The organism is Nocardiopsis sp. FIRDI 009, from assembly GCF_003386285.1.
GTDB lineage: Bacteria > Actinomycetota > Actinomycetes > Streptosporangiales > Streptosporangiaceae > Nocardiopsis.
Genome location: NZ_QPNC01000019.1, coordinates 204,019 through 229,200 on the forward strand (window position 1 = coordinate 204,019; position 25,182 = coordinate 229,200).

At 73.7% G+C, this 25,182-nt stretch carries 21 protein-coding genes; 8 read left to right on the plus strand and 13 right to left on the minus strand.

Going from position 1 to position 25,182, the window contains the following annotated elements:
• Positions 1–96 precede the first annotated feature (96 nt).
• The 4 genes from DVR05_RS17130 to DVR05_RS17145 are packed head-to-tail and all read right to left on the minus strand — an operon-like array spanning position 97 to position 3,237.
• Positions 97–1,314, minus strand: a complete 1,218-nt coding sequence (locus DVR05_RS17130; protein ID WP_116246888.1) for an FAD-dependent oxidoreductase — start codon at positions 1,312–1,314, stop codon at positions 97–99.
• Positions 1,311–1,931 (minus strand): TetR/AcrR family transcriptional regulator, encoded by a 621-nt coding sequence (locus tag DVR05_RS17135; RefSeq protein WP_116246889.1) that lies wholly within the window; start codon positions 1,929–1,931, stop codon positions 1,311–1,313. Before DVR05_RS17135 ends, DVR05_RS17130 begins: the two co-directional genes overlap by 4 nt.
• A gap of 59 nt (positions 1,932–1,990) precedes the next feature.
• Positions 1,991–2,647: a nucleoside/nucleotide kinase family protein gene (locus DVR05_RS17140; RefSeq protein WP_116246890.1), complete on the minus strand. Its 657-nt coding sequence runs from the start codon at positions 2,645–2,647 to the stop codon at positions 1,991–1,993.
• Between the two features lie 53 nt (positions 2,648–2,700).
• Positions 2,701–3,237 (minus strand): NUDIX hydrolase family protein, encoded by a 537-nt coding sequence (locus tag DVR05_RS17145; protein WP_116246891.1) that lies wholly within the window; start codon positions 3,235–3,237, stop codon positions 2,701–2,703.
• 377 nt (positions 3,238–3,614) lie between these two features.
• Here DVR05_RS17145 and DVR05_RS17150 point away from each other — a divergent pair, with 377 nt between their 5' ends.
• Positions 3,615–3,977: an STAS domain-containing protein gene (locus tag DVR05_RS17150; protein WP_116246892.1), complete on the plus strand. Its 363-nt coding sequence runs from the start codon at positions 3,615–3,617 to the stop codon at positions 3,975–3,977.
• Positions 3,978–3,998: 21 nt separating this feature from the next.
• Here the strand turns inward: DVR05_RS17150 and DVR05_RS17155 are convergent, their stop codons facing one another.
• Positions 3,999–5,792, minus strand: a complete 1,794-nt coding sequence (locus DVR05_RS17155; protein ID WP_116246893.1) for a PH domain-containing protein — start codon at positions 5,790–5,792, stop codon at positions 3,999–4,001.
• A complete protein-coding gene (locus DVR05_RS17160; RefSeq protein WP_116246894.1) occupies positions 5,789–6,286 on the minus strand; it encodes a PH domain-containing protein in 498 nt (165 codons plus the stop codon). The genes DVR05_RS17155 and DVR05_RS17160 overlap by 4 nt, the downstream gene beginning before the upstream one ends.
• A 102-nt stretch (positions 6,287–6,388) precedes the next feature.
• On the opposite strand from DVR05_RS17160, the gene DVR05_RS17165 reads away from it, so the two are divergent.
• Together DVR05_RS17165 and DVR05_RS17170 are read left to right on the plus strand one after the other, a co-directional pair.
• The gene (locus DVR05_RS17165) at positions 6,389–7,297 is read left to right on the plus strand and encodes an SPFH domain-containing protein (protein WP_116246895.1); all 909 of its coding nucleotides are present in this window, start codon (positions 6,389–6,391) and stop codon (positions 7,295–7,297) included.
• Positions 7,298–7,312: 15 nt separating this feature from the next.
• Positions 7,313–7,531, plus strand: coding sequence for a hypothetical protein (locus DVR05_RS17170; protein ID WP_116247067.1), 219 nt, complete (start codon positions 7,313–7,315; stop codon positions 7,529–7,531).
• Positions 7,532–7,587: 56 nt separating this feature from the next.
• Here DVR05_RS17170 and DVR05_RS17175 read toward each other — a convergent pair whose 3' ends face one another.
• The 3 genes from DVR05_RS17175 to DVR05_RS17185 form a co-directional block, all read right to left on the minus strand.
• Positions 7,588–10,962: a pyruvate carboxylase gene (locus DVR05_RS17175; protein ID WP_116246896.1), complete on the minus strand. Its 3,375-nt coding sequence runs from the start codon at positions 10,960–10,962 to the stop codon at positions 7,588–7,590.
• Between the two features lie 188 nt (positions 10,963–11,150).
• A complete protein-coding gene (locus DVR05_RS17180; RefSeq protein WP_116246897.1) occupies positions 11,151–11,768 on the minus strand; it encodes a Uma2 family endonuclease in 618 nt (205 codons plus the stop codon).
• A 132-nt stretch (positions 11,769–11,900) separates the two neighbouring features.
• Positions 11,901–13,565 (minus strand): FAD-binding dehydrogenase, encoded by a 1,665-nt coding sequence (locus DVR05_RS17185; protein WP_116246898.1) that lies wholly within the window; start codon positions 13,563–13,565, stop codon positions 11,901–11,903.
• Between the two features lie 206 nt (positions 13,566–13,771).
• On the opposite strand from DVR05_RS17185, the gene DVR05_RS17190 reads away from it, so the two are divergent.
• A complete protein-coding gene (locus tag DVR05_RS17190) occupies positions 13,772–14,629 on the plus strand; it encodes a hypothetical protein (protein WP_116246899.1) in 858 nt (285 codons plus the stop codon).
• Positions 14,630–14,633: 4 nt separating this feature from the next.
• Here DVR05_RS17190 and DVR05_RS17195 read toward each other — a convergent pair whose 3' ends face one another.
• Positions 14,634–15,728 (minus strand): alcohol dehydrogenase catalytic domain-containing protein, encoded by a 1,095-nt coding sequence (locus DVR05_RS17195; protein WP_116246900.1) that lies wholly within the window; start codon positions 15,726–15,728, stop codon positions 14,634–14,636.
• Between the two features lie 247 nt (positions 15,729–15,975).
• On the opposite strand from DVR05_RS17195, the gene ddaH reads away from it, so the two are divergent.
• Positions 15,976–16,803 carry a dimethylargininase gene (ddaH, locus tag DVR05_RS17200; RefSeq protein ID WP_116246901.1) on the plus strand — a complete coding sequence of 276 codons (828 nt, stop codon included), beginning with the start codon at positions 15,976–15,978 and terminating at the stop codon, positions 16,801–16,803.
• 218 nt (positions 16,804–17,021) lie between these two features.
• Positions 17,022–17,669: a TetR/AcrR family transcriptional regulator gene (locus DVR05_RS17205; protein ID WP_116246902.1), complete on the plus strand. Its 648-nt coding sequence runs from the start codon at positions 17,022–17,024 to the stop codon at positions 17,667–17,669.
• Positions 17,670–17,679: 10 nt separating this feature from the next.
• On the opposite strand, the gene DVR05_RS17210 is transcribed toward DVR05_RS17205, so the two are convergent.
• From DVR05_RS17210 to speB, 3 genes are all read right to left on the minus strand, one after another.
• Entirely contained in the window at positions 17,680–19,122 is a 1,443-nt protein-coding gene (locus DVR05_RS17210) for an aminobutyraldehyde dehydrogenase (RefSeq protein ID WP_116246903.1), read from the minus strand.
• Between the two features lie 175 nt (positions 19,123–19,297).
• Positions 19,298–20,920: a thiamine pyrophosphate-binding protein gene (locus tag DVR05_RS17215; RefSeq protein ID WP_116246904.1), complete on the minus strand. Its 1,623-nt coding sequence runs from the start codon at positions 20,918–20,920 to the stop codon at positions 19,298–19,300.
• Between the two features lie 15 nt (positions 20,921–20,935).
• Positions 20,936–21,880: an agmatinase gene (speB, locus tag DVR05_RS17220; protein WP_116246905.1), complete on the minus strand. Its 945-nt coding sequence runs from the start codon at positions 21,878–21,880 to the stop codon at positions 20,936–20,938.
• Positions 21,881–22,028: 148 nt separating this feature from the next.
• Here speB and DVR05_RS17225 point away from each other — a divergent pair, with 148 nt between their 5' ends.
• Both DVR05_RS17225 and DVR05_RS17230 read left to right on the plus strand, forming a co-directional pair.
• Positions 22,029–23,543 carry a PucR family transcriptional regulator gene (locus DVR05_RS17225; protein ID WP_116246906.1) on the plus strand — a complete coding sequence of 505 codons (1,515 nt, stop codon included), beginning with the start codon at positions 22,029–22,031 and terminating at the stop codon, positions 23,541–23,543.
• 187 nt (positions 23,544–23,730) lie between these two features.
• On the plus strand, positions 23,731–25,053 hold the full coding sequence (locus DVR05_RS17230; protein ID WP_116246907.1) for a helix-turn-helix domain-containing protein: 1,323 nt from the start codon (positions 23,731–23,733) through the stop codon (positions 25,051–25,053).
• The last annotated feature ends 129 nt before the right edge of the window (positions 25,054–25,182 follow it).

Here is a 25,182-nt window from a genome sequence, read left to right on the forward strand (position 1 = left end):
AACTGGGGGCACGGGCGTTGACGGCGGGGGCCGGTGTCCGTCGCCCGGAGCACCGGTCCTCCCCACCCTCGTGGACGCTCCCCGCGCCGGGTCGGTTCAGGCGCGCTGCCGGTCCGGGGCCAGCTTCGGGCTGGCCAGGAAGGGTCGTGCCACCCGGTCGGCCAGGGGCGTGGCCGCCAGGCGCAGCAGTTGGCGGCGCACCAGCATCCGGGTCGTGGAGGCGGGCACGAACCACCGGGCCATCCGCCGTCCGGCCGCCTGCTTGGTCTCGATCACGGGTTTGACCCGCTCCTCGTACCGGGACAGGGCGGACCCGATCCGGGCGCCGGAGGTTCCCGCCGCGCCCAGTTCCCGCCCCAGCACCTCGGCGGCGGCCACCGCCATGCTCGCGCCCTGGCCCGCCATCAGCGACACCGCCTGGCAGGCGTCGCCGACCAGCACCACCCGGGAACGCGACCACGCGGGCACGACGATCTGCTCGACCTCGTCGTAGAACGGCCGCGGGGGACACGCCGCCAGCAGGCGCGGCAGGTACCAGCCCATGCCCGCGTAGACCTCGCGCAGCCGGGCGCGCGGGTCCGCGGGAAGCGAACCGTCGGGCGCCAGGTGGCACAGGAAGGTCGCCCCCGTGGTCTCGGTCAGGCGGTACACGCCCGCCTGGACCCGGGGCGCCTCCAGCATGTGCAGCTCGCGGCCCAGGGCGTCGGCCACCTCGGGATCCTCGAACAGGAACGCCGCGGTGTGCGCCCCCAGATAGCGGCGGAACCGCTCCTTGGGCCCGAACACCAGCTCGCGCACCCGCGAGTGCGTGCCGTCGGCCCCCACGAGCAGGTCCGCCCGCTCCACGGTGCCGTCGGTCAGTTCCACCGTCACCCCGTCGGGGTCCTGCTCGACGCGGGTGAGGCTGAGCCCGTGGCGCACGTCGGCGTCGGACCCCAGCGCCTCGCGCAGGGTCAGTTCCAGGTCGCCGCGCAGCAGGGAGACCAGTCGCCCGCCGCCCAGCCGCCGGGTGGCGTCGGTGCCCATGCGCACGGTGCGCCGGCCGTTGGTCGCCCGGTACTGGATCCCCTCCAGGCGCAGGTCGTGGTCGTGCACCCGGTCGCGCAGCCCCATGGCCTCGATCGAGTCGTAGCCGGGGCCGAAGAAGTCGATGACGTAGCCGCCCGGGATCGTCCCCGTCGCGGTCGCGTCGGGGTCGAGGCCCCCGTGGCGCTCGGCCCGGTGTTCGACCACCGTGGTCTCCCAGCCCGCGCGCCGCAGCCACCACGCCGTGGCCAGACCGGCGATGCCTCCGCCGACGATGATGGCCCTCATCGGGTGTCCTCCCGGGCGTCGGGCGCCGTGAGCAGGCGGCGCAGGGGTTCGGTGTAGGACTCCGGATCGGGGACGGGGATCAGCGCCCGGTGCAGCACGACGCCGTCGAAGAAGGCGCACAGCAGTTCCGCGACCGCCTCGGCGTGGGGGGTTCCGTGCCCGGTCAGCCACGCGGTGATCGCCGACCGCACGTCCAGCAGGACGCGTGACATGGTCGCGTGCAGCTCGGGGTCGCGGGTGGCGGCCAGGTATGCCTCCGCGAACAGGATGGAGGCGGGGTCGTCGCCGGAGTAGGCGTTCACGGACCGCAGCGTGGCCATCACCCCCTCCACGGGGTCCTCGGCGGCCTTCATCGCGTCCAGGGGGCCGTCGAGCACCTCGGTCAGCGTCGATTCGACGGCGGCGCGCAGCAGGGCCTCCAAGGAGTCGAAGTGGTAGTGCACCAGCCCCGGCCGGACCTGGGCCCGGGCGGCCACGAGCCGGGTGGTGACCGCGTTCCAGCCCACCTCGGGGATGAGCTCCACGGCGGCGGCGAGCAGCTTGGCACGGCTGCTGCGGCCCCGTTCCGCGGAGGTGACGGACGGTGGTTCTGCTGGTTGGTCGTTCGCCTTGGTCATATGACCAAACTAGGGCGCGCGGGCCCCCGGGTCAAGGGCGCACCCGGGGGTCTTGGAGCTCAGCGGCTCCGGAGGGCGTCCCCGCGCACCACGCGGGTGCAGTTCCGCTGGAAGCGTTTGACCAGCTCACCGTTGGGGCGGTCGCTGCGCTCGACCCAGTCGCGGGCGGCCTCGTCGGTCAGGCCGCCCGCGCGTTGGCGGCGGTGCAGCCGCAGCTCCCGCACCTCGTCGGGCGCCTCCACGTACCACAGCTCGGCGAACAGGGCGCGCGCACCGGACCAGGGGACCTCGTCGTTGGCGAGGTAGTTGCCCTCGGTGACGACCAGGCGGGTGTGCGGTTCGATCACGTGCCGGGCCGCGACCGGCTCGTGCAGGTCGCGGTCGTAGTCGGGCACGTAGACGGGGTGGTCGGTCTCCTCCAGCAGGCGGCGCACCAGCGCCACGTATCCGTGGGCGTCGAAGGTGTCCGGCGCGCCCTTGCGGTGGCGGCGACCGAGGCGGTCGAGCTGGGCGTTGGACAGGTGGAAGCCGTCCAGGGGCAGGTATCCGGCCGTCCCGGGCGCCGTGCGGTCGTTGATCTCGGCCACCAGGTGGCGGGCGAGCGTCGACTTCCCGGCGGCGGGGGCGCCCGCCAGCCCCAGCACGGCGCGGCCCCCGCGGCCGTCCCGGGAGGCGGGGATGAGGGCGAGGGCGTCGGTGACCACGGTGTCGGACATGGCCCGAGCCTATGCCGGTCCCGCGGGGCGCGCCCCGCGGGACCGGCGGACGGTCAGGGCGCGTGGCCCACGTGTGCCAGGGCCTGGCGTACCAGCACCCCCTCGCCGCCCGCCATCTCCTCGTGCACCAGCGGGCTGGTCGCCTCCTCGGGCGTCAGCCACACCAGGTCCAGGGCGTCCTGACGCGGCTGGCAGTCGCCGGACACCGGGACGATGTAGGCCATCGCGACGGCGTGCTGGCGGGGGTCGTGGAACGGCGTGATTCCCGGGGTGGGGAAGTACTCGGCGACCGTGAAGGGCTGGGGCGAGGTGGGGATGCGCGGGAGCGCGACCGGGCCCAGGTCCTTCTCCAGGTGGCGCAGCAGCGCGTCGCGCACGCGTTCGTGGTAGAGCACGCGGCCCGAGACGACCGACCGGCTGAAGGTGCCGTCCGGGGCCGCCCGCATGAGCAGGCCGAGATGGGTCACCGCCCCGGCCTCGTCCACGCGCACGGGGACGGCCTGGACGTAGAGCACGGGCATACGGCCGCGGATGCTCTCCAGCTCCTCGGAGGAGAACCAGCCGGGCTGGGTGTCTGCGGTCTCGGTCATGGGGTGCGCGGCGGAGCTCCCCGGGCACGGTCGGGGACGCGGACGCCGCTCCCTCCCTTCGCTCTCGTCGTGACGGACCCGCGCCCGGACCCGCCGGGCGGGGCGCACGTGTGCAGTACCGCTTCTACCGCACCGGCGGACGGAAAGCACGGTGCGGGTGGGGGTCCGGGAGTGTCCGAGAGAGGTGTGTACGGGGTCCTGAACCGCCGTTGACGAGATTTCCCGGGTTTTTCTCGCGAAAAGCCTCCCACGGCCTCCCTGGAGAGGTTACGATCTCGTACGCGGTCGCGTAGTGGATAGGTTACGCCCGGTGAGAGGTGGCCCGAGTGGCGAGTGATGCCCGGTTCTCTGCCCAGGAACGTTTTCCCTGCACGGGAGTGACGGTGGTCCCCGTCCACGGTGAAATCGACCTCGCCACCGCCGGCCGCATGCGCGACCGACTGCTGCGGGCCGTCCACGACTCACGGTGCGACTGCCTCGTCGTGGACATGTCCGGCCTGGACTTCTTCGACGCCAGCGGGCTGCGCGCCCTGCTGTCGGTCTACCGGGTCCTCACCCGCGAGGGCCGCCACATGGTCCTGGCCGAACCCTCCCCGATCGCCGCGCGTGTGCTCGACGCGCTCGGCATGGACCGGGTGCTGGAGATCTACCCGCTGGTGGAGATGGCCCTGACCCACACCAGCGGGTTGCGGGTGGACGGCGCCCCGGTCCCGGGAGGGCCGGTCACCGGGACCCCCTGACCGGGGCCGGAGCCCCCTCGCTCACCGATCCCTCGACCCGCCCCCCTCCGGCTCCCGGCTCTCCGGAGCACGGCCGTCCGCCTCCTCGCCCTCCCGCACGAGGAAGGGCTCCAGCAGCCCCGGGACCGCCGCGTCGGCCCACGCCAGTCCCTGGCCCAGACCGACGTCCGTGGCCGCGTACATCCCCGAACCCGCGGCCGTGGTCGCCGCCACGTCGGCCAGACCCGCCCACCGCTGGAACGGCGACCGCGTGATCCGCCATCCGATCACCGCCGACCGCTCCAGGGTCACGGTGTCGCGGGCCGCCATGCCCTGACGCACCACCAGGTAGCGCGGGTGCAGGCCGTGGCCCAGCCCCCGGTAGGAGCCCAGCGCGTACCAGAACGCCGCCACCCCGAACGCCACCGCCAGCACGGCCCAACCCCAGGCCGGCGTGGTCCGCAGCACCGGGGTGGCCAGGGGGATCGGAGCGAACTCCTGTTCGGCGCGGATCGCGTGCTCCCACCACGTCTCGTTGGCCAGACCGTGCGCCCAGGCCAGCGCCGCCGCGGCCGACGCACCGAGCACCGTGGCGACCCCGGCCCGGGTGAACCGGCGGCGCAGCGCCGACCGGGGGTGGGCGGTCAGCGGCACGTCCAGCGGCGAGTCCTCCTCGCGCATGAGCGCGGCGGCCAGCGCCCGCGCCCGGGCCACGGGCATGCCGGGGGACAGGCGGCTCTTCGCGCTGGTCTTCTTCTCGTCGGCGGCGGACAGGCCGGTCGCCACGGCCCGTACGTCCGCGCCGCCCACCGAGCGCAGCACGAACGGCTCGTGCAGGGTGACGCCGTTGAGGCGCCGCTCCTCCACCGACAGCGACACACTCGTCAACAGCCCCCGGCGCAGCCGCACGGTGCCGTCGGGTTCGCGGGTGAGCCGGTAGTTCCACCAGGTCTCCACCGCGGCCAGGGTCAGGACCACCACCCCCGACACCAGCAGGGCCAGGAGCGAGAGGGGGACCACCGCCAGCAGCCGCGCCATCACGAACGAGGACATCTCCTCGGGCGTCGGCAGCCCCAGCCGACCGGAGACCCAGTCCCAGCCCACGCCGCCGGTCTGGGAGTTGAGCCCCAGCAGGGCGGCGATCGCACCGAGGCCGACGCCCAGGGTGGCGGCGGTCGCCGGGGCGTAGGCCAGCCACGCGGGCACGAGTCGGGCGAGCTCGACCTCCCCGGCGGCCTCCTCCGTCCGAGCGTCCCCGGTCGGCCCGGCGGCGTCGGTGGCCGCCTCGGGGCCGGTCCGCCGCGCGCCCCGCCGGTTCAACAGGTCCCGTCGCAGGTCCTCGCCCTGGGCGGCGGTGACGTAGACGAGCTGGAGCTGGTCGGAACCGCCGGCGCCGACCTTCTCCCCGGTGCCGACCGTCACCGAGCACAGCCCGAACAGCCGCACGAACAGCGGGGCGGCCACGTCCACGCTGCGCACCCGTTCGCGGGGGATGGACCGGTAGGACTTGGCGACGATCCCCGACCGCACCTCCATGCGCTCGTCGGTGACCCGGTACCGGGTGGCGCGCAGCCGCATCAGGTCGAGGTAGGTCACCAGGGTCAGGAAGGCGATCGCCCCGGGCAGGGGGAGGAACGCCCACGGGTACTGGCCCATCACGACGAGCACGATCGTGCCCACGATCGCGGCGGGGACGAGGGCGGCTCCGGTCGCCGCGGCGCCGGCCCACACCGACAGCGGGTGGAGCCGCTGCCAGGGGACCTCGGCGTCGGCGGGGGCGCGGGTGTCGGCGGGGCCGTCCGGGGCCCGCGGGGGAAGGTCGTCGGGGGAGGTCATGTCGCGTCTCCCGGGGTCGCCTGGGTGGTCTCGGTCAGCCGCTCGGCCACCTCGGTGGCCACGGTGTGGTCCAGCCCGGCGATCTCGATGGGTCCGGCGGCCGACGCGGTCGTCACGGTCACGCTGGACAGGCCGAACGCGCGCTGGAGGGGGCCGCGGGCGGTGTCCACGGTCTGGATCCGCGACATCGGCGCCACCCGCCACTCCTGCCAGATCCACCCGCTGGAGGTGTAGACGGCGGTGTCGGTGACCTCCCATCGGTGGACGCGGTACCGCCACTGCGGCATGACCACCGTGATCAGCAGCCCGAGACCGCCGATGACCGCGGCCGCGAGCAGGAACCACGGGCGCGGCGGCGCCCAGATCAGGGCCGGGACCACGGGCACGACCGTGAGGACCACGGTGGTCGCCAGCGACCGGGTGGTCCACCACCAGACGGCGCGGCGGTCGACACGGTGGTGGGGTGGGCGCAACCGCGGAGCGTCGCTGCTCATCGCGTCCGCATCTCCTCTCAGTCGGGGGCCGAACGGCCCTGTCCATAAAAAGTGATATCACAATGCTATGCTGGAGTCATCGCCTGGAGGAGAGACGACGACATGAACCAACCCACCGGAGCCCCGCGCCCCACACCCCAGTACCGCGAGTACGAGGCCCGCAGCGGGAACGGCCTGCCGATGGCGGCCGTCAGCGGCCTCCTCGTCCTGGCGGGGGCCGTGGTCGCGGCCCTGACCCTGTTCGGCCTGCCCCCGGCCCTGGTGGCCGTCGGCGCGGCCCTCGCCCTGGCGGGGGCGGGGCTGTCCCTGGGGCTGACCATGGTCTCGCCCAACGAGGCGCGCGTGGTGCAGCTGTTCGGCCGCTACGTGGGCACCGTCCGCACCGACGGGCTGCGCTGGGTCAACCCCTTCACGCTGCGCGGCACCATCTCCACACGCATCCGCAACCACGAGACCTCCGTCATCAAGGTCAACGACGCCTCCGGCAGCCCCATCGAGATCGCCGCCGTCGTGGTCTGGCAGGTCGAGGACACCGCACGGGCGACCTTCGAGGTGGACGACTTCGTCCAGTTCGTCTCCACCCAGACCGAGGCCGCGGTCCGCCACATCGCGGGCCGCCACCCCTACGACTCCTACGACGCCGACGGGGTTCCCTCCCTGCGCGACAACGCCGACCTCATCACCGAACAGCTGTCCAAGGAGGTGTCCGAACGGGTCGAGGCCGCCGGGGTGACCATCGTGGAGTCCCGGTTCACCCACCTGGCCTACGCTCCGGAGATCGCCCAGGCCATGCTCCAGCGCCAACAGGCCGGGGCGATGATCGCCGCCCGCCGGGAGATCGTCGAGGGCGCCGTCGGCATGGTCGACCGCGCGCTGGAACGCCTGTCCGAACAGCGGGTCGTGGAACTGGACGAGGAGCGCAAGGCGGCCATGGTCAGCAACCTGCTCGTGGTGCTGTGCTCCGACCGTCCCACCAACCCCGTCGTCAACACCGGGACCCTGTACCAGTAACCCGGCGAGGTGGCCGTGCCCGAGCGAAAGAAGGTGCTGCTGCGGCTCGACCCGGCGGTCCACGACGCACTCGCGCGCTGGGCCGGGCAGGAGCTGCGCAGCACCAACGCCCAGATCGAGTTCCTACTGCGTCGCGCGCTCGACGACGCCGGGCGCATGCCCAAGGAGGCACGCGACATCCCCCGGCGCGGCCGACCCCGCAGAGCCAGACCCGAGGGGGAGGACGAGGAGTGACGACGGAGCCGGGCGCCCCGCGCGGGGCGCCCGGCTCCGTCGGCGGCGTCGGCGGATCAGTCCACGCTCAGGATCAGGTCGCCGCCCTCCACCCGCTGGACGTCGTCGATCGCGATCCGGGACACGGTCCCCGCCCTCGGAGCGGTGATGGACGCCTCCATCTTCATCGCCTCGATGGTGGCGACCGTGTCACCGGCCGCCACCCGCTCCCCTCGCGCCACGGTCAGCGTGACCACACCGGCGAAGGGCGCGGCCACGTGCCCGGGGTCGCTCCGGTCCGCCTTCTCCGCCTCGCGCAGGACGGACGCCTGCGAACGGTCGCGGACCTGGAGAGGGCGGAGCTGGTCGTTGAGGGTGGTCATCACCGTGCGCACCCCGCGCTCGTCGGCCTCGCTGACCGCCTCCAGGCCGATGAGCAGCCGCACACCCGGCTCCAGGTCCACCACGTGCTCCTCGCCCTCGCGCAGCCCGTAGAAGAAGTCCGGACTGGAGAGCACGCTCGTGTCGCCGTAGGCGGAGCGGTGCGCCTGGAACTCCCGGGTGGGACCGGGGAAGAGCAGGCGGTTCAGGGTGGCGCGGCGGTCCTCGGCCAGCCCGGCGCGGTCCTGCGCCGTCAGCTCCTCGGTCCGCCGGGCCCCGCCCCGCCCCGCCAGGGCCTTGGTGCGGAACGGCTCGGGCCACTCGCCGGGCGGCACCCCCAGCTCGCCCCGCAGGAAACCGACCACCGAGTCGGGCACGTCGAACCGGCCCGGGTCCTTCTCGAAGTCCTCGGGCGCGACCCCCGCGCCGACCAGGTGCAGGGCGAGGTCGCCCACCACCTTCGACGACGGCGTCACCTTGACCAACCGGCCCAGCATCCGGTCGGCGGCGGCGTACATCGCCTCGATGTCCTCGAACCGGTCGCCCAGCCCCAGGGCGACGGCCTGCGTGCGCAGGTTGGACAGCTGCCCGCCCGGGATCTCGTGGTGGTAGACACGGCCCGTGGGCGAGGCCAGACCCGCCTCGAAGGGCGCGTACACCCGGCGCACGGCCTCCCAGTACGGTTCCAGGGCGTTCACCGCCTCCAGGCTCAGCCCGGTCGGACGCTCGGAGTGGTCGAAGGCGGCCACGATCGCCGACAGCGACGGCTGCGACGTCGTCCCCGACATGGAGGCCACCGCGCCGTCCACCGCGTCCGCGCCCGCGTTCACCGCCGCGAGGTAGGTCGCCAGCTGCCCGCCGGCGGTGTCGTGCGTGTGGACGTGCACGGGCAGGTCGAACTCCCGGCGCAGCGCCGCCACCAGCTTCGCGGCCGCGGGCGCGCGCAGCAGGCCCGCCATGTCCTTGATCGCCAGCACATGGGCGCCCGCGGCCACGATGCGCTCGGCCAGGGACAGGTAGTAGTCCAGCGTGTACAGCCGCTCGTTCGGGTCGGACAGGTCCGAGGTGTAGCACAGCGCGACCTCCGCCACCCCGGTCCCGGTCTCGCGGACCGCGTCGATCGCCGGACGCATCTGCTCCACGTCGTTGAGCGCGTCGAACACGCGGAACACGTCCACGCCCGTCGCCGCGGCCTCCTGGACGAACGCCGAGGTCACCTCGGTGGGGTAGGGGGTGTACCCCACGGTGTTGCGACCGCGCAGGAGCATCTGGAGGCAGATGTTGGGCACCGCCTCGCGCAGCGCCGCCAACCGCTCCCACGGGTCCTCGGCCAGGAACCGCAGGGCCACGTCGTAGGTGGCGCCGCCCCAGCACTCCAGGGACAGCAACCCGGGCAGGGTGTCGGCCACCGTGGGCGCCACGGCGAGCAGGTCCTTCGTCCGCACCCGCGTGGCCAGCAGCGACTGGTGCGCGTCACGGAAGGTGGTGTCGGTGACCGCCAGGGTGTCGGACTCGCGCAGCCAGCGCGCGAACCCCTCCGGGCCCAGTTCCGCCAACCGCTGCCTGGAGCCGGGACGCGGCCCGTCCTCACCGATCGCGGGCAGCTTGGTGACGGGGTCGACCAGGTGCGGACGCTCCCCGTGCGGCTTGTTCACCGTCACGTCGGCCAGGTAGGTCAACAGGCGCGTGCCGCGGTCGGCGGAGGGGCGGGCGGTGAGCAGGTGGGGCCGCTCCTCGATGAACGAGGTGGTGACCCGGCCCTGCTGGAAGTCCGGGTCGTCCAGGACCGCCTGGAGGAAGGGGATGTTGGTGGCGATGCCGCGGATGCGGAACTCGGCCACCGCGCGGCGGGCCCGGCTGATCGCCGTGGCCAGGTCCCGCCCCCGGCAGCTCAGCTTCACCAGCAGGGAGTCGAAGTAGGCGCTGACCTCGGTGCCCGCCGCGGCGGTGCCGCCGTCCAGCCGGATGCCGGAGCCGCCGGGGGAGCGGTAGGCGCTGATGGTCCCGGTGTCCGGACGGAAGCCGTTGGCGGGGTCCTCGGTGGTGATCCGGCACTGGAGCGCGGCCCCGCGCACGGTGATCGAGTCCTGGCTCAACCCCAGGTCGTCCAGGGTCTCCCCGGACGCGATGCGCAGCTGCGCCTGGACCAGGTCGACGTCGGTGACCTCCTCGGTCACGGTGTGTTCGACCTGGATGCGCGGGTTCATCTCGATGAAGACGTGGCGTCCGTCCCGGTCCACCAGGAACTCGACGGTGCCCGCGTTGCGGTAGCCGATGGTGCGGGCGAAGCGCACCGCGTCCTGGCACATCCGCTCGCGCAGCTCCGGGTCGAGGTTGGGGGCGGGGGCCAGTTCCACGACCTTCTGGTGGCGCCGCTGGACCGAGCAGTCGCGCTCGAAGAGGTGGATGACGTTCCCCTGGCCGTCGGCCAGGATCTGCACCTCGATGTGGCGGGGCTCCACCACGGCCCGCTCCAGGAACACCGTGGGGTCGTCGAAGGCCGCGCCCGCCTCGCGCATGGCGGCCTCCACGGCCTCGCGCAGCGCCCCCGGGTCGTCGACCCGGCGCATCCCCCGGCCGCCGCCTCCGGCGACGGCCTTGACGAACAGCGGAAAGCCGATCTCCTCCGAGGCGGCCACCAGGGCGTCCACGTCGGTGGAGGGTTCGGAGGAGCCCAGCACCGGCACGCCCGCGGCCCTGGCCGCCGCCACCGCGGAGGCCTTGTTGCCGGTCAGCTCCAGCACGTCGGTGGGAGGCCCGACGAACGTGATGCCCGCCTCGGCGCACGCCCTGGCCAGTTCGGGGTTCTCGGACAGGAAACCGTACCCGGGGTAGACGGCGTCCGCGCCCGACTCCAGGGCGGTCCGCACGATCTCCTCGACGGACAGGTACGCCCGCACGGGGTGGCCCGGCTCCCCGATCTGGTAGGCCTCGTCGGCCTTGAGCCGGTGCAGTGAGTTGCGGTCCTCGTGCGGGAAGACCGCGACGGTCCTCGCACGCAGCTCGTTGCCCGCGCGCAGCGCGCGGATCGCGATCTCTCCTCGGTTGGCCACGAGGATCTTCTGGAACATGACTGGCCGCCTCCTGGGTTCCCTGTCCGTGGTGAGGCCGGAACCCTCGGCGCCGTTGCCGGTGTCCGTGGCCCCGTGTTGACGGTCAGGGGCACGATAGTCGGCACGCCTCGTCGGCGCCGACACCGGGGCGGCGTAGCCAGGGAGCCGGGTGCCCCCTTCGGGGAGCCCGGCTCCGTCAAAGGCGCCTATCCGGTGGCCTCGTCGGATCCGCCGATGTGCCTCTTCCAACCGCCGCCGGGGGCGACGAGCCAGTGGGGGACGACGCTCAGGGGGAAGGGCGCGTCGGTCTTGAGGACGTTCTCACCCGTGACGGTGGCCACCTCCCGGTACCCGCCGTCCTCCAGACGGAGCTCGGTGATGCTCGGCAGAGCGGGGTCCGGGTTGATGATCCAGTACGAGGGGATGCCGAACTCCTCGTACTCCTGCCGCTTGGTGTGGTGGTCGCGGATGGCGCTCTCGGGGGAGACGACCTCCACCGCCAGCAGCGGGGGTTTGGTCAGGTACGGGCTCTCCGCGACGTCCGCTCGGATCACCGCGACGTCGGGGATCCGGTGGTGGGTACGGTCGGCGTTGAAGTTGATGCCCGGTGTCGATATGACCTCGAACTCCAGGGGAGCGACAACTCCAAGGTGGATGGTCAGCCGGGACTCCACACGGCTGTGCACGAAGATCGGTGCGGGTGACACGTCAAGCCGCCCGTCGACCAGTTCGTACCGCCGCCCGTCGTCCGGTGTGTTCTTCAGATCGTCCACGGTGAGCGGGGGTGGACCCAGGTCCGTCTTGCCGGTAGCCATGACACTCATGATGCCTCCTCGGGTTCATGAAGACCAGCATTCCGTGACTGTCCGTAGCGCGGGTGGGAATCACGAAATTCGTGAATAAGTGGCCTTCCTCTTCGTCTCCGACCGCGGGTCCGCAACCGGGTCGCCCGTCCGCTACCCCAACGCGGCGGCCGCCGCCCGTCCCGCCGTGCGGCCGGAGAAGAGGCATCCGCCCAGGAAGGTGCCCTCCAACGCCCGGTAACCGTGCACACCGCCCCCGCCGAACCCGGCGACCTCGCCCGCCGCGTACACCCCCGGCAGCGGGGCGCCGTCGGCCCGCAGCACCCGGGCGTCCAGGTCCGTGTGCAGCCCGCCCAGCGTCTTGCGGGTGAGGATGTGCAGCCGCACCGCGATCAGCGGGCCCGCCTTGGGGTCCAGGATCTGGTGCGGCGCGGCCACCCGCGCGATCCTGTCGCCCCGGTACGCCCGCGCGCCGTGGATGGTCATCACCTGCAGGTCCTTGGTGAAGGGGTTGACCATCTCCCGGTCGCGGGCGACCACCTCGCGCGTGACGGTGTCGGCGTCGAGCACCCCGTCACCCGCCAGCTCCCGCATCTTCCCGATGAGTTCCGGGAGCCGGTCGGCCACCACGAAGTCGGCGCCGTGCCGCTTGAACGCCTCCACCGGACCCGGCGCGCCGGGCAGCACCCGCTGGAGCACGAGCTTGAGGCTCTTGCCGGTCAGGTCCGGGTTCTGCTCCGACCCCGACAGCCCGAACTCCTTCTCGATGATCCTCTGCGAGAGCACGAACCACGTGTACTCGTGCCCGCTGCCCATGATGTGCTCCAGCGTGCCCAGGGTGTCGAACCCCGGAAAGCACGGCGCGGGCATCCGACGACCGGTCGCGTCCAGCCACAGCGACGACGGCCCCGGCAGGATCCGGATCCCGTGCCGCGCCCAGATCGGGTCCCAGTTCTGGATGCCCTCGGTGTAGTGCCACATCCGGTCGGGGTTGACGATCCGTCCACCGGCCTTCTCGGTGACGGCGAGCATGCGCCCGTCCACGTGCTCGGGGACCCCCGAGAGCATGTGCTCGGGCGGGGCTCCCAGCCGCTCGGGCCAGTTCCTGCGCACCAGGTCGTGGTTGGCGCCGATCCCCCCGGAGGTGACGATCACCGCCTGCGCGCCCAGCTCGAAGTCGCCGACCACCTGCCGGTTGCTGGCCGTGCCGCGCGGGGCGTCGCTGGGCGCCAGGACGGACCCGCGCACCCCCGTGACGGTGCCGCCCGTGACCACCAGTTCGTCCACCCGGTGGCGGAAGCGCAGCGAGACCAGACCGCGCTCGACGGCCGCGCGCACCCGGCGCTCGAAGGGGGCCACGACCCCCGGGCCGGTGCCCCACGTGATGTGGAAGCGGGGCACCGAGTTGCCGTGCCCCCCGGCCAGGTGGCCGCCGCGTTCGGCCCACCCCACCAGCGGGAAGATCCGCAGCCCCTGCGCGTGCAGCCACGCGCGCTTCTCCCCGGCGGCGAAGTCCACGTAGGCCTCCGCCCACCGGCGCGGCCACGCGTCCTCGGGGCGGTCGAAGGCGGCCGTGCCCATCCAGTCCTGCAGGGCCAGCTCCTTGGAGTCGCGGATTCCCATGCGGCGCTGCTCGGGGGAGTCGACGAAGAACAGCCCGCCGAACGACCAGTGCGCCTGACCGCCCAGGGACGCCTCGGGCTCCTGGTCGACCAGGAGCACCCGTTTGCCCGCGTCGGCCAGCTCGGCGGTCGCGACCAGCCCGGCCAGCCCCGCCCCGACCACGATCACGTCGGCCTGCTCGGCTCCACTGCTCATCCGGACACTTCCCCTCGACGGTCGGGCACGATGACGACGACTGTGCCCGGGGGAGTCCGCCCTGACAAGGGAGGTGTGTGTCCCACGCCACAGGATTTGTCAGTGTGTGACAGGCGCCCGGGTTCGTGGAACGATGTTCGGGTTTGTCCGGTCGGAACGTTTCCCCTGGTCGTTCCGACCGCATCCCCCGTTCGCAAGGAATCCCCGTGTACTTCCATCCCCCGACCTTCGAGCCCGGTCCGGTCGCCACGGCGATCGGCCTCGCGCTGATCGTGTGCCTGATCGCCCAGCCCCTCCTCTTCCGCCCCCTGTACGCCGCGATCCGGAGGCCGGTCCCTCCGGCGGGGCGCTCACCCCTGATCCGCCTGCACCGCGCCACCGCGTGGTGGTCCCTGGGGGAGGTGTTCGCGGGCATGCTGTTCGTCGGAACCGCCTCGGCGGTGACCCCGGCCGACATCGGACTGGCCCTGCCCGTCTTCCACGGGTTCGCCGACCGTCCGGGCCTGCTGAGCGTCGCCCTGTCCACGGCCGCGTTCCTGGCCCTGATCGTCGTTCCGGCGGTCCCCCGGTCCTGGGTGCTGTGGCGGCGCCTGGGCGGGACCCTTCCCGCGAACGTCCAGTCGAGGATTCCGCGTCGGAACATCGTCCTCCTCCCGCGGAACGCCGCGGAGCGGAGGGCGATCGTGCCGTCCTCCCTGACCTGGCTCCTGGGTTGGTCGGTCAGCGTCCACTGGGTCGTCGTCCCTCTCCTCATGAACGGCTTCGGGTTCTGGGCCTGGGACGCGCTCGTGTTCGTCTTCCTGCTGACCCTGTGGCGCGGGTTCGGCACGGGTTGGCGCGGCGCCGGAACCGCGGCCCTCGTGGGGGCGATCGCCACGGGGTGGTATCTGTTCGTCTTCGTCGGATCCCTGGTCACCCCCCTCCTGGTGTGGGGTGTGGTCCTCGCCGCGTCGCTCGCGGCCACGCCCTACCGGCGCCCCGACGACGGTGAACCGGCCGCCGCCGAACCGGTCATGACGTGGCGACCGGACGACGGCACCGGGATCCCGGAGAAGCGCGCCTGAACCCTCAGGCGCCGAACCGCACCAGCGACCTGCCGCCCCGGCCCTGACGCATCCGCTCGAAGGCCGCGGGCACCCCGGACAGCGGGATCTCGTCGGTGACCATCGAGGCCAGGTCCAGCCGGTCCGAGCGCACCAGCTCGGCCAGCACGGAGATGTCACGGGCGGGGTCGCTGGACCCGTACACGCACCCGCGCAACGTCCTGGCCTGGTGGAACAGCTCCAGAGCGTTGAACGACACCTCGTCGTCGCGCGAACCGACGCCCACCACGGTGACGGTCCCCCCGCGCCGGGTGGCGTTCCACGCCGAGCGCACCACCCTCGCCGAACCGACCACCTCGAAGGCGTGGTCGGCGCCCCGCCCCCCGGTCAGACCGCGCACGGCCTTGGTCAGGGAGTCGTCGGCCACCAGGAAGTCGGTCGCGCCCAGGGCGCGGGCCAGCTCCTCCTTGGCGGGGGAGGCGTCCACCGCGATCAGCGGGTCGGCCCCCGCCAGGCGCGCCGCCTGCAGGACCGACAGCCCCACGCCGCCCAGGCCCAGGACCACCGCCGACTGGCCCCGGCGCACCCGCGCCGAGTTGGCCACCGCGCCCCACCCGGTGAGCACCGCGCAGCCCAGCACGGCGGCGACGGCCGGGTCGATGCCGTCGGGCAGCGGAACCACGGCGTCGGCGGGGACGACGGTGGCCTCGGCGAAGGCTCCCGTGCCCAGCCCGGGGTAGACCGGGGTGCCGTCGGTGAGCTCGGCGTGGGGGCGCCCGGCCCGGTCCAGGGCGTGTTCGCACAGGTGCGGCTCGCCCTGCCCGCAGAACCAGCACTCCCGGCACGGCGGCGCCCAGTTGAGGATCACCTGCTGCCCCGGAGCCACCCCGGTCACCCCCTCGCCGAGCGCCTCGACGGTGCCCGCGCCCTCGTGGCCGAGCACGGCGGGCCAGGGCTGGGGCAGGGTGCCGTTGGACAGGGACAGGTCGGAGTGGCACACCCCGGCCGCGGCGACGCGCACCCGGACCTCCCCCGGGCCGGGGTCGGGCAGGACCAGGTCGCGGATGCTCGGCGGGGCTCCGGTCTCGGTGAAGACGGCGGCCTTGACGGTGGTACTCATGCAGGGCTCCAATCACGGACTGCCGCGACAGTAGCAATACCGTCTGGTCGGTCGGCAGAGGGGGTTGGGGCGGGCGCGGCGTCCGCACGGGGCGCCGCGGTCCGCGTCTCCCCCCGGGTACGAGTTTGTGGAAGTGCCTATATTGGGCTTCCCCCACGCCGGGTATCTCCCCTTCGTCCGCCCGACCAGGGTCGGGACAGGCAGCACCGGGGCCGCGCGGCCCCGGTGCGCGACACCGGGAGGTTCCATGGCGCGACCGGTCGGATCGCCGACTGCGCGGCACTACCTGATGTGCCGTCCCACGTACTTCGCCGTCGAGTACGCGATCAACCCCTGGATGGACCCCGCCGCCGGGGTCGACCGCGACCGCGCGATCCGCCAGTGGGAGGCGCTGCGCGACCTCTACCGGGACCTGGGGCACCGGGTCAGCGAGATCGCGCCCATCGAGGGGCTGCCCGACATGGTCTTCGCCGCCAACGGCGCCCTGGTCGTGGACGGCCGGGTGTACGGAGCGCGGTTCGCCAGCGCCGAACGCACCCCGGAGGGCCCCGCCTACCTCGACTGGTTCCGCGCCGCGGGCTACACCGACACCCGCGAGCCCAAGCACGTCAACGAGGGCGAGGGCGACTTCATCACCCTGGACGACGTGGTCCTGGCCGCCACGGGCTTTCGCACCGAGGCCGCCGCGCACCTGGAGGCCGAGCGCTTCCTGGATCGGCCGGTCATCACTCTGCAACTGGTCGACCCGCGCTTCTACCATCTGGACACCGCGCTGTTCGCGCTCTCCGGCGACCGGATCGCCTACTATCCCGGCGCCTTCTCCGCGGGCAGCCAGCGGGTCCTGCGCTCGCTCTACCCGGACGCGCTCATCGCGACCGAGGAGGACGCCGCCGTACTCGGCCTCAACGCCGTGTGCTCCGGCGGCGACGTGGTCATCGCGGCCGAGGCGACCGCGCTCGCCGACCGGCTCCGCGGGCTCGGCTACACCGTCCACCCCGTCGAACTCGACGAGCTGCGCAAGGCCGGAGGCGGCGCCAAGTGCTGCACCCTGGAGTTGCGCGACGCGCGGGCGTGAGCGGAGGGAGCGGCGGGACGGCCGGTGTCGGCGCACACACGTACGGATTCCGGCCGTTCAAACCCCCGCCGATGTGGGAAATGCCACTCTGCGTCAGGGTGGACTTACCGGTAGTCACAGGTCAGCGTCCGTGTCCGGGACCGTGGGGTCGCGGCTCGCGCGCGGCGGCCTCCGAAGGACCCCTGACTCAGGCGGCCCGGACCAATAGGGTCGAAAACGTGAAGACCAAACAGCGCCGACTTCCGCGTCGTGTCCGGGAACAGCAGATGATCGACGCCGCTGTCACCGCGTTCTCCCGAGGCGACTACCACACGGTACGCGTCGAGCAGATCGCCGCGGCGGCCGGTACCTCCAAACCCACCGTGTACCACTACCTGGGGTCCAAGGAAGGGATCTTCATCGCCTGCGTGCGCCGTGAGGCCGACCGCCTCGTCGCGGCCATCCGCGACGCCGTCCGCGACCCCCGGTCCCCCGCCGGAGCCGACCCGCTGCGCAGGGGGCTCCAGGCCTTCTTCACCTTCGTCACCGACAACCGCGACAGCTGGACCGTCCTGTACCGGCGCACGTCCGCCCAGACCGAACCCTTCGCGGGCGAGGTCGCCCGGGCCCGGGACCGCGTGCTGGCCGAGGTCGTCGACCTCGTCACGGCCTGCACCGGCGCCGCCGGTGACGTGCCCGACGGCGCCGGGTGCCTCCTCGACCCCAAGGACGCCGAACTCCTGGCGCGCGTGGCGGTCAGCACCGCCGACGCCTGCGCCGACTGGCTCCTGGAGCACCCGGAGGAGACCCCCGACGCCCTGGCCGGGCACGTCAGCGAGCTGACCCGGTCACACCTGCGCTCCAGGCACGCGGTGACCGCTCACTGACACCGGCCGGTCAGCCCAGCGAGCTCATCACGTGCTTGACCCGGGTGTAGTCCTCCAGGCTGTAGGCGGACAGGTCCTTGCCGTACCCCGAGTGCTTGAACCCGCCGTGCGGCATCTCCGAGGTCAGCTCACCGTGGCCGTTGATCCACACGGCGCCGAAGTCCAGGTCGGCGCTGACCCGCAGGGCGCGGGCGTGGTCGGCGGTCCACACCGAGGACGCCAGCCCCTGGTCGACACCGTTGGCCAGCGACACCGCCTCGTCCTCGTCGGCGAACCGCTGCACGGTGACCACGGGGCCGAAGATCTCCTCGCGGACGATCTCGTCCTCGGCGCGCAGACCCGACACGACCGTGGGGGCCAGGAAGAACCCGGCCTCGCCCACGCGGTGGCCCCCGGCCTCCACCACCGCGTGCTCGGGCAGGCGCTCCAACAGCCCCGTCACCCGGGCGAACTGGTCGGCGTTGTTGAGCGGGCCGAAGTCGCTGGCCTCGTTTGACGGCCTGCCGGTGACCAGCTTGGCGGCCTGGGCCGACAGCTCGGCCACGAACGCGTCGTGGACGCGCTCGTGCACGATCACCCGGGTCGCGGCGGTGCAGTCCTGGCCCGCGTTGAGGTAGGCGCCCGCGACCACGCCTGCGGCGGTCCCGGCCAGATCCACGTCGTCGAAGACCAGCACCGGAGCGTTGCCGCCCAGCTCCAGGTGCAACAGCTTCAGGTCGTCGGAGGCCGAGCGCGCCACCTGCGTCCCGGCACGGGTGGAACCGGTGACCGACACCAGGCGCGCCGCCGGGTGCTCGACCAGCGCCCGCCCCGTGTCGCGGTCGCCCACCACCGTGTTCACCACGCCCGCGGGCAGGACCCCGGCGGCGATCTCGGCGAGCATGACCGTGGTGGTCGGGGTGGTCTCGGCGGGCTTGAGCACCACCGTGTTCCCGGCGGCCAGGGCCGGACCGATCTTCCAGACCGCCATCATCAGCGGGTAGTTCCACGGGGTGATGCCCACGCACACGCCCACCGGCTCACGGCGGATCCACGAGGTGCGCCCGTCGACGTACTCGGCCGCGGCCCGGCCCTCCAGATGGCGGGCGGACCCGGCGAAGAAGCGGAGCGTGTCCACGCAGAACGGGATCTCCTCCTCCAGCATGGAGGAACGGGGCTTGCCGGTCTCGCGGCACTCGGCGTCGGCGAACTCCTCGGCGCGGGCGGCCAGGGCGTCGGCGATGGCGAGCAGGGCGTCCTGGCGGCGGGCCGGGGCGGCCTGCCGGCGCCAGGACCGGAACGCCCGGAGGGAGGAGGCCATGGCGGCCTCCACCTCGGCGGCCCCGCAGACCCCGGCCTGGCCGCTGACGCGACCGGTCACCGGGTCGACCAGGTCCAGCGCCCGGCCGTCGGAGGGCAGGACGGGCTCGCCGTCGATGAGGCTGGGCAGCGTGTCGAACTCGTGGATGCGCATGGCGTCCTTCGTCTTTCCTTGCTCGGGTGGTGTGCGAATGAGTGCGTGGGTCGGCGCGCCGTCGGGGCGCGCCCGCTGCGTCGTCGCTTCCGGCCGAGGGGACCCTCGCGGACCCTCCGAGCCGACCACCGCGGTTCGGGTGAGAACGTGACGGCGACGGGGTTCGGTTACGCGGTCACCGATGGGTGGGCGCGAACAGCTCCAGCACCGTGGGCAGCACGACCACGGACGGGCCGGGACGGGCCAGGGCGGCGGACAGGTCCGCGCGCAGCCGCTCGGGGTCGGTGACCGTGGCCGGGACGCCGAAGGCGGCGGACAGGGCGGCGAAGTCCGGTCGGGCCAGCTCGGTGTGGGCGGCCTCGCCGAACGCGTCCCTCATGTATCCGCGCAGCACGCCGTAGCCGCCGTCGTCGACGATCAGCCACGTCACGTCCAGGTCGTGCTGGCGCGCCGCGGCCAGCTCCGAGACCGAGTACATCGCGCCGCCGTCACCGGAGACCGCCAGCACCGGGCCGTCGGCGGCCACCGCCGCCCCCAGCGCGGCGGGCAGCGCGTAGCCCAGACCGCCGGCGCCCTGGGCGGAGTGCATCCCCGCGCCCCTGGGGTCCCATCCCGACCAGGCCCAGTACGCCAGGATCGTCATGTCCCAGAACGTCGGCGCGGTGTCGGGCACCGCCTCGCGCACCGCCGCCAGCACCGCCCGCTCGGCGGCCAGGCCCTGCCCGTCCAAGCGCTCGGCCACGGCCCGCAGCACCCCGGCCACCTCCGCGACCGTCTCCGGGGCCTCGGGGCGGCGCCGGACGCGCCCGGCCAGCTCGCCCAGGGTCAGCGCGGCGTCGCCGTGCACGCCCAGGGCGGGCAGGTTGGCCGCCAGCTTGCCCGGGTCGGCCTCGACCTGGACCACCCGGCCGCGCGGGGCCAGGGTGCGGTAGTTGCTCGACAGCTCGCCCAGCCCCGACCCCACGACCAGCAGGACGTCCGCGCTCTCCAGGAACTCCGTCGTGTGCCGGTCCTCGATCCACGACCGGAGCGAGAGCGGGTGCTCCCACGGGAAGGCGTCCTTGCCGCCGAAGGTGGTGGCCACCGGAGCCCGCAGCGCCTCGGCCAGCTCCACCAGCGCGGCCCGCCCGCCGGACCGGCTCACACCGCCGCCCGCGAGGATCATCGGCCGCTCCGCCGCGTCCAGCACACGCGCGGCCTCGGCCACCACCTCCTCGCGCGGGCGGAGCGGTTCGGGCTCGGCGGACACGTCCGCGACCGGCGGCGTCTGCGCCGGGCCCAGGAGCACGTCCTGGGGGACCTCCACCAGGACCGGGCCTGCGGGCGCGGACGCGGCCGTGCGCCAGGACTCGGCCAGGACCGAGGGGATCTGGGAGGCGTGCCGGACCGTGGCCGCCGACTTGGCGACCCCGGCGAAGTTCGCGGACTGCTCGGGCAGCTCGTGCAGGTAGCCGTGGCGTCCGCCGCCCAGACCGGCGCGCGGCACCTGGGAGGCGACCACCAGCACCGGGGCGCTGGCGGCCCGCGACTCCTGGAGGGAGGACAGGGTGAGCAGCGCGCCGGGGCCGGTGGACACGAACAACGGCGTGACCTGACCCGTCACCCGGGCGTGCCCGTCGGCGGCGAAGGCCGCGTTGTTCTCCACCCGGCTGGAGACGAACCGCAGCGGCGCCCGGCGCAGTGCGTCGAACAGCCCCAGCGCGTGCTGGCCGGGGATGCCGAAGGCCACCGTGGCGCCCAGCGCGGCCAGGGTCTCGACCACCAGGTCGCCGCCGCTGCGCGGCGCGCTCCCACCCATGCGTGTTCGCCCGTCCTACTTCTGGTTCAGGGCCAGCACGCTGACCAGGTCGTAGGCCACGTGCGAGGCCGCCGTCGCGGTGATCTGCGCGTGGTCGTAGGCCGGGGCGACCTCCACCACGTCCCCGCCCACCAGGTTGCAGGAGGACAGGCCGCGCAGGATCTCCAGCAGCTCGCGGCTGGTGATGCCGCCCGCCTCGGGCGTGCCGGTGCCCGGGGCGTGCGCCGGGTCCAGGACGTCGATGTCCACGGACACGTACAGCGGGCGGTTCCCCACGCGCTGGCGCAGCATGTCGGAGATCTCGTCGACGCCGCGGCGCATCACGTCGGCGGCGGTGACGATGCCGAACCCGAAGCGGCGGTCGTCCTCCAGGTCCTTCTTGCCGTAGAGCGGACCGCGGGTGCCCACGTGCGCGATCGCCTCGGTGTCGAGGATGCCCTCCTCCACGGCGCGGCGGAACGGGGTGCCGTGCGTGTAGGGCTCGCCGAAGTAGGTGTCCCAGGTGTCCAGGTGCGCGTCGAAGTGCAGCAGGGCGATCGGGCCGTGCTGGCGGTACAGCGAACGCAGCAGGGGCAGGGCGATCGTGTGGTCGCCGCCCAGCGTGACCAGGCGGGTTCCGGACTCGACGAACCTGGAGGCGCCCGCGTCGAGGGTCTCCACGGCGTCGCCGACCGAGAACGGGTTGACCGGGATGTCGCCGCCGTCGACCACCTGGAGGCGCTCGAACGGCGCCACGTCCAGGCCGGGGTTGTACGGGCGCAGCAGGCGGCTGGCCTCGCGGATGGCGGATGGGCCGAAGCGCGCGCCCGGCCGGTAGGAGACCCCGGTGTCGAACGGTACGCCCACCACCGCGATGTCGGCCCGCTCGACCTCGTCGATACGGGGCAGCCGGGCGAAGGTCGCGGGTCCGGCGAAGCGGGGCACACGGCTGGAGTCGATGGGTCCGATCGGAGTGTTCATGTCCGTCCTTGTCTTGCGGCAACGTTGACGCAGGTCACAGCGCTGCGCTCAGACTAGGGAGCGGGTAGCCTTCCTACCAGTGGTTCAAACGCACCATAACGTCCGTAAAACTGGGTGGAATGACCATACAGGGGAAGGGGGTGGGCGCGTGGTCTCCTCCGGGCCCGACACCCACGCCGTCCCGCTGAGCGCGGTCCTCGCGCGCCGGGACCTGGCCCTGGCCTCCGTCGTCGACGCGGGTGACCCCGGCATCGTCTGGGCGGTGGTCAGCGAGCTGGCCGAACCGGCCCTGTACCTGCGCGGCGGGGAGTTCGTGCTGACCGCCGGCCTCAACCTGCCCCGGAGCGCGGAGGGGGTGCGCGACTACGTGCGCTCGCTGGTCGAGACGCGCGTCAGCGCCGTCGGTTTCGGCGTCACACCCGTCCGCGACACCGTCCCCGCCGCGCTGATCGAACAGTGCCGCAGCCAGGGGCTGCCGCTGGTCGAGGTGCCCCGCCCCACCCCCTTCGCCGCGGTCAGCCAGGCCGTGGGGGAGGAGCTGGAGGAGCGGCGCATGCGCGACCTGCGCCGCCTGGGCCAGGCCCACCAACGGTTCACCCGCGCCGTGACCGAGCCGGAGCCCGTCGACCGGGTCCTGGCCGTCCTGGCCGACTCCCTGGACGCGTGGTCGGCGCTGGCCGCCCCCGAGGGTCTGCGCGCCGGTCCGGGGGCGCCGCGGGCCCTGGACGAGGAGCTGGGCGGCCTGGTCGCCAAACTCACCGAGCCCGCCGGCCCCCGCAGCGCCAAGGCCGCCCGCGGCCCCGACGAGGTCTTCCTGCACACCGTGGGCACGCCCCCCGAGGACCACGGCGTCGTCCTGGTGGGCCGCCCCCGCCCGCTCGGCATCACCGACCGCGCTGTCCTGCGCACCGCCACCGCACTGCTGGACCTGCTCTCGCGCGGCCACGACGACGCCCCGCCCGTCCCGGGCCGCCTCCTGACCGCCCTGCTGGTCGACGGCGGGCTCACCGGATCCGCCGGGCCCCTGCTCGCCGAGCTCACCGGCGCCGAGGGGGAGGAGACGCCCTCCTACCGGGTGCTGCGCGCCCTGCCCGCCGGACCCGGACGGTGCACCTCCCCGGCGGCGCTGCCCCTGCCCACCCAGGTCCTGGACGCCGGAACGGGGCCGGAGCCGCGGCTGCGGGCCGTCCTGGCCGACCGGGGCGAGGCCAGGCACCGAAAGGACCTGGAGGACCTGCGCGCACACGGCTGGGTCGCGGCCCTGAGCGGCGCGGTCGCCCCCGAGGAGCTGCCCGCGGCGGACCGCCGCGCCGCCGCCCTGCTGGAGCGGGCCCGCGTCGTGGGCGGCCCCCTGCTGTGGGAGGAGGACGACGACCCCTTCGCCGGGCTGCTCACCCCCGCTGGATCCGACGACCTCGCCCGCCGGATCCTCGGCCCCCTGGCCGGGGACACCGAGTCCGCGCGGACGCTGCGCCGCACGCTGCGGGCCTGGCTCGTCCGCCACGGCAACTGGGACCGGGCCGCCGCCGACCTGGGCGCCCACCGCAACAGCGTCCGGTACCGGATCGGCCGGATCGAGCGCGACCTGAACGTGGACCTGGCCGACGCCGAGCAGCGCATGCGCCTGTGGTTCGCGCTGACGCGGTGGCGGTCGGGGGACTGACCGGGTGGCCAGGTTCGACCCACCGTCGTGCGTCCCCGGCCGATCCACGGGTTCCGAGCCACGGAATCGGAGGTCGACACCGGTACCAGACTCCGAACCACGTGCACGTTCCGGTTCCGGCCACCTGGCTCACGGTCGAAGTTGGACACTGGTGAACTCCGCAGAGAACGTGAGGACTGGGGCTCAAATGTCGTTTCCCCCTCTGGACACGGCCCTTCCCGCCGGGGTCGACGCCCGTGAACACGCCAACCTCCTACGCCAGGTGCACGAGGCGGCCCTCAACGGCCACCCCGCTCCGGCCTCCCTCCGGCCGGTCATCGAGGACTCCTGGATGCGTATGCGCCGCTTCGGGATCGACCCCGACAGCGGCCCGCCGCCACGCGTGGCCCTGCCCGACGAGCTCCACCGGACCAGGACGGCCTCGCCGATCGCCGAGGTGCTGCCCCTCATCCGCCGGTCCCTGGTCTCGGTCGCCGACGAGGCCGAGCACATCATGCTCGTCACCGACGCCTCCGGCCAGATCCTGTGGCGCGACGGGTCCCACCGCGTGCGCACGGTCGGCGACCGGGTGGGCCTCATCGAGGGGGCCTACTGGAACGAGGGCAACACCGGGACCAACGCCATCGGGACCGCGCTGGTCGTGGGCAGGCCCGTGCAGGTGTACTCGGCCGAGCACTTCGTCCGCAACCTGCACACCCTCACCTGCGCCTGCGCCCCGATCCACGACCCGCGCGACGGGCGCCTGCTCGGCGCCATCGACGTCACCGGACCGGTCTCGACCATCCACCCCTCCACCCTGGCCCTGGTCACCACGGTCGCCCAACTGGCCGAGGCGCACCTGCAGAGCATCCACCACGGCCACCTGGAGCGGCTGCGGGCGGTGGCCGCGCCCCTGCTCGCCCGGATGGGCGGCCCCGCCCTGGTCGTCGACGAGGCGGGGTGGACCGCGGCCGCCGTGCACATGGACCCGGTCCGCCGGGTGCTGCTGCCCACCCAACGCGAGAACGGCACCGCCTGGCTGCCCGCCCTGGGCGAGTGCACGCTCGAACCGCTGCCCGGCGGCTGGCTGGTCCGGCCCCGCTCGGAGGAGTCGGTCACGCCCACGACGGTCACGCTGGAACTGTCCCGGCCGACCTCCCCGGCGGTCACCGTCGCCGGGCCCAGCGGCGAGTGGACCCACCGGCTCACCCCGCGCCACGCCGAACTCCTGCTGATCCTGGCCGTCCACCGTGAGGGGCGCACGGCGGCCCAGCTGTCGGAGGACGTGTTCGGGGCCGCGGGCAACGTGGTGACCGTGCGCGCCGAGCTGTCCCGGCTCCGGCGCCACCTGGGCGGCATCCTGGAGAGCCGCCCCTACCGCTTCAGCGAGGAGGTGCAGGTGCGGGTCGGGTGGCCCAGCGACCGGGCGGACCTGCTGCCCGGGTCGCTCGCCCCCGGGGTGCGCGCCCTGCGGACCGCCGGTCAGGAGCGCTCCGGGGTCGTCGCGACGGGTGGGGGGATCGCAACCTAGTGCAACCGTTGCCTGGTCGGCGGGGATGGTGTGGACTGTTCCCGCACGGTCCGCACAGCCGGTCCTGCCGGGCGTGAGAGGGCGCGGCACGGACACACGGCGTACGCGGCGTTCGCGGCCATCGGAACC

Coding starts and splice junctions, on each gene's coding strand:
- DVR05_RS17130 (WP_116246888.1), bottom strand. CDS start 1,314: ATGAGGGCCATCATCGTCGGCGGAGGCATCGCCGGTCTGGCCACGGCG.
- DVR05_RS17135 (WP_116246889.1), bottom strand. CDS start 1,931: ATGACCAAGGCGAACGACCAACCAGCAGAACCACCGTCCGTCACCTCC.
- DVR05_RS17140 (WP_116246890.1), bottom strand. CDS start 2,647: ATGTCCGACACCGTGGTCACCGACGCCCTCGCCCTCATCCCCGCCTCC.
- DVR05_RS17145 (WP_116246891.1), bottom strand. CDS start 3,237: ATGACCGAGACCGCAGACACCCAGCCCGGCTGGTTCTCCTCCGAGGAG.
- DVR05_RS17155 (WP_116246893.1), bottom strand. CDS start 5,792: ATGACCTCCCCCGACGACCTTCCCCCGCGGGCCCCGGACGGCCCCGCC.
- DVR05_RS17160 (WP_116246894.1), bottom strand. CDS start 6,286: ATGAGCAGCGACGCTCCGCGGTTGCGCCCACCCCACCACCGTGTCGAC.
- DVR05_RS17165 (WP_116246895.1), top strand. CDS start 6,389: ATGAACCAACCCACCGGAGCCCCGCGCCCCACACCCCAGTACCGCGAG.
- DVR05_RS17175 (WP_116246896.1), bottom strand. CDS start 10,962: ATGTTCCAGAAGATCCTCGTGGCCAACCGAGGAGAGATCGCGATCCGC.
- DVR05_RS17180 (WP_116246897.1), bottom strand. CDS start 11,768: ATGAGTGTCATGGCTACCGGCAAGACGGACCTGGGTCCACCCCCGCTC.
- DVR05_RS17185 (WP_116246898.1), bottom strand. CDS start 13,565: ATGAGCAGTGGAGCCGAGCAGGCCGACGTGATCGTGGTCGGGGCGGGG.
- DVR05_RS17195 (WP_116246900.1), bottom strand. CDS start 15,728: ATGAGTACCACCGTCAAGGCCGCCGTCTTCACCGAGACCGGAGCCCCG.
- ddaH (WP_116246901.1), top strand. CDS start 15,976: ATGGCGCGACCGGTCGGATCGCCGACTGCGCGGCACTACCTGATGTGC.
- DVR05_RS17210 (WP_116246903.1), bottom strand. CDS start 19,122: ATGCGCATCCACGAGTTCGACACGCTGCCCAGCCTCATCGACGGCGAG.
- DVR05_RS17215 (WP_116246904.1), bottom strand. CDS start 20,920: ATGGGTGGGAGCGCGCCGCGCAGCGGCGGCGACCTGGTGGTCGAGACC.
- speB (WP_116246905.1), bottom strand. CDS start 21,880: ATGAACACTCCGATCGGACCCATCGACTCCAGCCGTGTGCCCCGCTTC.
- DVR05_RS17230 (WP_116246907.1), top strand. CDS start 23,731: ATGTCGTTTCCCCCTCTGGACACGGCCCTTCCCGCCGGGGTCGACGCC.